This is a genomic window from Mycobacterium intermedium (assembly GCF_002086275.1).
Classification (GTDB): domain Bacteria; phylum Actinomycetota; class Actinomycetes; order Mycobacteriales; family Mycobacteriaceae; genus Mycobacterium; species Mycobacterium intermedium.
On the sequence record NZ_MVHT01000039.1, the window covers coordinates 49,935 to 56,227 of the forward strand.

Here is a 6,293-nt window from a genome sequence, read left to right on the forward strand (position 1 = left end):
AGTACAGAGATGCCCGCCCGAGTGCCTCCCAACGCCGAGTCGTCGACCCGGCGGCGGATCCTGGCCGCCACCTTCGTGGTGCTCGCGCGCAGCGGACGCAAGCGGCTGCTGCTGTCCGAGGTGGCCGCCGAGGCCAAGGTGTCCCGGCCCACCCTCTACCGGTACTTCCCCTCCAAGGAGGAGTTGCTCGCCGCGTTCGGACTCTACGAGCAGGACATCTTCGATGCCGGGATGGCTCAGGCGGTCGCCGGCCTGCGAGGCACCGAAAGACTCGATGCTGCTTTGCAATTCGTCGTCGACTTCCAGCACACTTATTCGCTGGGGTTCTTGGCCGACACCGAACCCGAGCACGTTCTCGCGCAGATGAAGCGGGTCATGCCCATCCTGCACGAGCGCATCGCACGGCTCATCCCCGGCGAGAACGCCGACCTGGCCGCGGCGACCGTGGTACGCGTGGCGGTATGCCATTACCTGATCGCGGGCGGCGACCGCGACCGCTTTCTGGCCGAGTTGCGTTATGCCGCTGGGATTGACCCACTACGGACATCACGCTCGGCCTAATCGGTCCCAGGGCTAGCCAACCACGAGCAGATCCGCTCGGCGATCAGGCCGGGCTTTTCCAGGTGCAGGAAATGCCCCACACCGTCGATCAAATCGAATGCCGAACCCGGCGTCGGAAGGTATTCGGTCACCCCGTCCAGGAGTTCCGCGCCGAGTCCGCCGTCAGTGCTGCCGTGCAGATATAGGGCGGGTATCGCCGGCGGTGAAAATGTTGCTGCGGCTTCATTTTCCGATGCTGGATCGGCAAACTCCGGATTGAATGTGGCGCGATACGGGTTGATGACCCCGCTGATGGTTTCGGCGGTCACGTGCTCGCGCAGCCACGCAATGTCTTGTGTTGCATCGTATCCGGGCGACCAGTCGGCCCACAGCGATTCCCAGAAGCCCGGTTGCAGCAGGGCGGTCTCGGCGAGGCCGACCTGTTGGATGAACCAGACGTAGAAGGATCGCTTGATCTGGGCGTAGCTGAACATCGTGCCGGCCAGCACGGCCGGTGGCGGCACGGCAATAGTGACCAACCGGGAGAACGCTTTTGGATCTGTTGCTACGGCTCCGTATGCGGCATAGGCACCCCAGTCGTGACCGATCAGCACACCGCGTTCGTCGCCCCGATAAGCGCGGCGCACCGCCAAGACATGTCGCACGTAGGTGCCGGCGTCGATGGGTCCCGACACCGGCGCGTCATACCCAGGTAGCCACGGCGCCACCACCCGATAGCCGCGGTCGGCGAGGACGGGACCGAGGTGGCGCCAGGTGTGCGGGGTGTCGGGGAACCCGTGCACGAGGATGGCCAGTGGTTTCGACGTGTCCTCGATGGCTCCGAATGAGAGCGCCTTGATCATGGGAGTACTTTACAGCCTGCTGGTCTGATGTAAGGCAAGTGCTATTTACATCTAGCACTTGATATGTAAATCTTCACCCATGGCGGGACTGTCCCTCGGCCAACGCGACCTGGCCGCTACGCGCGCCGGATTGGCCCGCTGGTTTGAGCACAAGTTCGATGGAACGGCCGACGTCGGCGAACTGCGGCCCGCCAATCGGGCCGCGGGGTGGTCGAGCACCAGTCTGTTGTTCGCCGTCGCGCAGGGCGGTGAAACCCGGGAATTCGTGGTTCGCATCCCGCCGGAGGGCGGCGGCATCTACGCCGAATACGACCTGGCCGGCCAGACCCGAACCCATCAGTTGCTGAGCCGGCACGGGATCGCCGCCCCATCACCGACCCTCTACGAACCCGACACCTCGTGGCTCGGATCGAGTTTCCTGGTGATGCCACGCATCGTCGGCCACACCCCTTCCGACACCTCCTACGCGCTGCGCGGCTGGCTGTACGACGCGGGCGCCGAGGTGCAGCGCCATGTGCATGAATCGTTCCTCGACACACTCGTTGCCTTGCAACGGATTCCGGTCAGCGAGGCACCCTGGCTGCGGCGCCCCACCGCCGTCGGCAACGACAGCGAGCTCACCTGGTGGCGCGAGTACATCCAATGGGCCACCGACAACCAGGTTCCCGAGGTGATCAGTCGCGCCTTCGACTGGCTGCGCCGCCACCAACCTCCCGACCCGCCCGAGCTCACCGTGTGCTGGGGAGACGCCCGGTTGTCCAACGCCATCTTCGATGACAGCGGGCAGATCATCGGTGTCCTGGACTGGGAGCAGGCCTGCATCTGTCCGGCCGAGACCGACTTCGCCTGGTGGTTGTCGACCCGTCGGCAAACCATGGAAGTCCACGGCATCCAAGCCGACCCCGAACTCCCCGGGTTCGACAGCTGCGAGAACGTCATCCGCCGCTACGAAGAGATGATCGGCCGGCCGCTGCAGGCGTTGCGGTGGTACGAGATCTTCGCCATGGTCCGGATGGGCTGCTGCATCGTGCGGGTGCAATGGCTGTTGCGCAGCATCGGCCAGGGCGACCATGGGCTCACCCGGGCCCCGATCATGCCGGCCTGGGCCATCGAAGCGGTCACGACCTAGACGTCGTAGACCAACAAGACCCGCGGATACACGGTCAACCACTCGGGCGGCTCCGGGATGCGGGCGACCCGAATAGCCGGCTCCCCCAGCCACTCCAGCGCCAATCGCCCGTGGGTTTATTGTCGAGACTGCCGCCCCAACTCTAGGACCCATCATGACCGTTCCCGCGTTTCCCGCTGCCGACGTGTTGGCCGCCCGGCAGAAGCTCGTCCTCGACCACTTTCACGACGAGGTCCGCCAGGACTGGGATGACGTGCTGTCGACGTTTCCGCACCCCCACTACGAGCTGATCCCGCAGCTGACCGTGCACGACGGGGATGAGGCGGTGCGCGGCTACTACAACTACACGCGCACGGCGTTTCCCGATCAGGACCACGAGATCATCGCGTTGCGGCACAGCGCCGATGCGGTGATTGTGGAGTTCTGGCTGATGGGGACCCACCGGGGCTATCTCGGCAAGATTCCGCCCACCGGCAGCCGATTCCGGGTCCGGATGACTGCATATTTCATCTTCGATGACACGGAAACGCTGGTGTGCGAACGGATTTACTTCGACACGCTGACCATGATCAGGCAGCTGATCGGCGGCCTGGACATGAGGAAGCCGACGAACTGGGTGCTCGCCGCGCGCTGTGTGCGGGGGCTGCTGGCGATGTCGACGGACCCCGACCCCGCCCTCACCAACACCGTGCCGCCCACGTTTGACTGACCATTCGGCTCAACACGAGCCTAAGTGCGTAGCTAACCCCTCTCGCGGGTATCAGACAGCACATGGTTGTCCACGAAACGACACCCTTCAATGCGGAACCTCCGCTGGCCGTACTCGCGCGCGCCGACATCACGCCCGTCAGCGACTTCTACAGCCGCAACCACGGTCCGGTGCCCAAGATCGAGCCCAGGGACTGGCGACTGTCGGTCAACGGGCTGGTCGAGCGGGAACTGACTCTCACCTATGACGAGTTGACCTCACACTTCACGCCGCACACGCTGATCGCCACGTTGCAGTGCGCGGGCAACCGGCGAGCGGGGTTCAACGAGATCGAGGAGATCGAGGGTGAGGATCCCTGGCGCGGCGGAGCCACGTCGACGGCGCAGTGGCGCGGGACGCGGTTGGCTGATGTGTTGAGCGCCGCGGGCGTCACCGACCCCGGCGGCCTGCATGTCGCGTTCGCCGCCCCGGATGTTTCGGAGCTGGCGTCGCCGCCGCAGGAGTACGGCAGTTCGATCCCGTTGTCGAAGGCGCTGTCGCCCGAGGTGCTGCTGGCGTGGGAGATGAACGGCGAACCGCTGCCCGAGGTCCATGGCGGGCCCGTGCGGGTGGTCGTCCCCGGCTACATCGGCGCCCGCAGCGTCAAATGGGTCACAGCCATCACCGTGCAGGACAAGCCGTCGGACAACTACTTTCAGGCCCAGGCGTATCACGTGCTGCCCGCTGACGCCGATCCGGAGACCACCGAACCGTCGGCCGGTATCTCGTTGTCGTCGATCGCGCTGAACTCCGAGATTCTGGTGCCAGAAGACGGTGCTTCCGTTTCCGCCGGACGACAGACGGTGCGCGGCTACGCATTTGCCGGTGATGGCCGGTTCATCGAGCGCGTCGACGTCTCGCTCGACGGTGGCCGGAGCTGGCGGCAGGCGGAGCTGCAAGCGCAACGCAGCCCTTGGTCGTGGCGAATGTGGTCCTGCGACGCCGATTTGGCGCCCGGTGGAGTGGAGATCGTCGCACGCGCCTGGGACAGCAGCGGCACCATGCAGCCCGAATCGGCCGCCAAATTGTGGAATCCGAAGGGCTACGCCAACAATTCCTGGCCGAGAGCGCGGGTGACCGTATGCGAGTAGAAATCATCGAAACGTCCAGCCTGGGCGATCGCAGCTATCTGGTGGCCGACAATGACGCCGTCGTCGTCATAGACCCGCAGCGTGATATCGACCGCGTCACCGAACTACTCGGCGACCGCACCGAGCGCATCACCCACGTGCTCGAAACGCATCTGCACAACGATTATGTGACGGGTGGGCTCGAGCTGTCCCGGCTCACCGGCGCGGAATACGTCGTCCCGCAAGGCGAAGACGTCGGCTACCCCGCGCGTCGCGTCACCGATGGCGACATCATCGAAGCCGGCGGTTTCAGTCTGCGCGTGGTCCACACACCCGGTCATACCCGCGAACACGTCAGCTACGTACTCAACGATGCCTCTGGCGAGGCGGTGGGCGTGTTCACCGGTGGTTCAATGCTTTACGACACCACGGGACGCACCGACCTGCTCGGGGAAGAGCACACCCACGATCTCAGCGTCGACCAATACCGCTCGGTGCGGCGGCTGGCGCAGGAATTGCCCGCGCGCGTCGAGGTGTACCCCACCCACGGCTTCGGTAGCTTCTGCTCCGCCTCTGCGGCCGGCAAAGAGGCCTCCACCATCGGCGAGCAACGCGAATCCAATCCCGCCCTGACGCAGGACATTCAGACCTTTGTCGAGGACTTGCTGACGAACCTTTCTGAGTACCCCGCCTATTACGAACACATGGGCGTGATCAACCGCGAAGGGCCTGCCCCTGTCAACCTGTCGGCGCCGACGCCGGTCGACCCGTCCGAACTGCGGCGGCGTATCGAGGCGGGAGAATGGGTGGTCGACCTTCGCTCCCGAACCGCCTTTGCCGCTGCGCATCTCGGGGGGTCCTACGGTTTCGAGCTGTCCGACTCCTTCGTGACGTATCTCGGCTGGCTGTATGCATGGGGCGAGCCGTTGACGCTGATCGGCGATGATGGCGAGCAAATCGATTCCGCTCGAAGGGAACTCGTGCGGATCGGGGTCGACGAGGTACGTGGTGCCGCTACCGGTGACATTGCGCAACTCGCGGGCGATGCGCCGTTGCGTTCCTACCGGGTGGCCGATTTCGCCGCGCTCGTCGAGGAGATCCGCCGCGACGACGTGGCAGTGCTCGACGTCCGTCGCGACGACGAATTTCAGGACGGGCACGTGCTGAAGGCGATCAACATCCCGATTCACGAACTCACCCGCCGCTGGGATGAGCTACCGCCCGATGCCGAAATCTGGGTGCATTGCGCCAGCGGTTACCGGGCGTCGGTGGCGACATCGATCCTGGACAGGCACGGCCGCAACGTCGTGTTGATCGACGACAAGTACGACGTCGCCGAGCAACTCGGTTTGACGGACGCGGGCCGTTAGCGTCGTCAGCGCAGTTGCTCGACGATCGTCTGGACGTCCGGGACCTCGGCACCGCGGTTGTACGGCAGCTTGGACAGTGCCGTGCCCATGGCGCAGGTGTCGGAGACCGCGGCGAAGGTCAGCCCTGCGCCAATCCCAGCGGCGAGCCACTTGAGCTTCGATACCGCGACGCTGCCAAGTACCGAGGAAAGCACGATCGAGCCGGCGACCAGTCGTACCTGGCGCTCCAGATCCCAACGCTGCCTACCGCGTTCGACCGCCAGCCCCTTGTTCTCCCAGTCGCTGAAACCCTTTTCGAGCACCCGCGTTTCGGTGACACCCGCACCGCGAAGCAGCTCCTCGGCCTGCGACGAGCGCTGCCCTGACTTGCACAGCAGCACCACACCATTGGCGAGGTGCTCAGAGATTTCGGAACGATGCTTGCGCAGCACATCGAGCGGTACGTTGTAGGAGCCAGGGATATGCGCGGTCTCGAACTCTGCCGGGGTTCGTACGTCCCGACTTGGCTCAAATTAGTGCGCACCGTCGGCGCGGATTTCGAGCAGCGCAATGCGTAGGTCGTCGGGTAGTGGG

General features: G+C 64.9%; 6 protein-coding genes and 1 pseudogene. 5 read left to right on the forward strand and 2 right to left on the reverse strand.

Annotated features, from left to right (window positions below; all coding sequences use genetic code 11):
• Window positions 1-9: 9 nt before the first annotated feature.
• Window positions 10-561, forward strand: a complete 552-nt coding sequence (locus BST27_RS15420; protein ID WP_069421234.1) for a TetR/AcrR family transcriptional regulator — start codon at window positions 10-12, stop codon at window positions 559-561.
• Here the strand turns inward: BST27_RS15420 and BST27_RS15425 are convergent.
• Window positions 558-1,403 carry an alpha/beta fold hydrolase gene (locus BST27_RS15425; protein ID WP_069421235.1) on the reverse strand — a complete coding sequence of 282 codons (846 nt, stop codon included), beginning with the start codon at window positions 1,401-1,403 and terminating at the stop codon, window positions 558-560. The genes BST27_RS15420 and BST27_RS15425 overlap by 4 nt on opposite strands.
• Before the next feature lie 79 nt (window positions 1,404-1,482).
• Between BST27_RS15425 and BST27_RS15430 the strand changes: the two genes are divergently transcribed.
• The 4 genes from BST27_RS15430 to BST27_RS15445 all read left to right on the forward strand — a co-directional run bounded on the left by BST27_RS15430 (window position 1,483) and on the right by BST27_RS15445 (window position 5,720).
• The gene (locus BST27_RS15430; protein ID WP_069421236.1) at window positions 1,483-2,532 is read left to right on the forward strand and encodes a phosphotransferase family protein; all 1,050 of its coding nucleotides are present in this window, start codon (window positions 1,483-1,485) and stop codon (window positions 2,530-2,532) included.
• Window positions 2,533-2,686: 154 nt separating this feature from the next.
• The gene (locus BST27_RS15435) at window positions 2,687-3,241 is read left to right on the forward strand and encodes an ester cyclase (RefSeq protein WP_069421237.1); all 555 of its coding nucleotides are present in this window, start codon (window positions 2,687-2,689) and stop codon (window positions 3,239-3,241) included.
• A gap of 62 nt (window positions 3,242-3,303) precedes the next feature.
• Window positions 3,304-4,371 carry a sulfite oxidase gene (locus BST27_RS15440; RefSeq protein WP_069421238.1) on the forward strand — a complete coding sequence of 356 codons (1,068 nt, stop codon included), beginning with the start codon at window positions 3,304-3,306 and terminating at the stop codon, window positions 4,369-4,371.
• Window positions 4,362-5,720 (forward strand): MBL fold metallo-hydrolase, encoded by a 1,359-nt coding sequence (locus BST27_RS15445; RefSeq protein WP_069421239.1) that lies wholly within the window; start codon window positions 4,362-4,364, stop codon window positions 5,718-5,720. Before BST27_RS15440 ends, BST27_RS15445 begins: the two co-directional genes overlap by 10 nt.
• 5 nt (window positions 5,721-5,725) lie before the next feature.
• On the opposite strand, the pseudogene BST27_RS15450 reads toward BST27_RS15445, so the two are convergent.
• Window positions 5,726-6,217, reverse strand: a pseudogene (locus BST27_RS15450) (rhodanese-like domain-containing protein); the annotation flags it as partial.
• Between the last annotated feature and the right edge of the window lie 76 nt (window positions 6,218-6,293).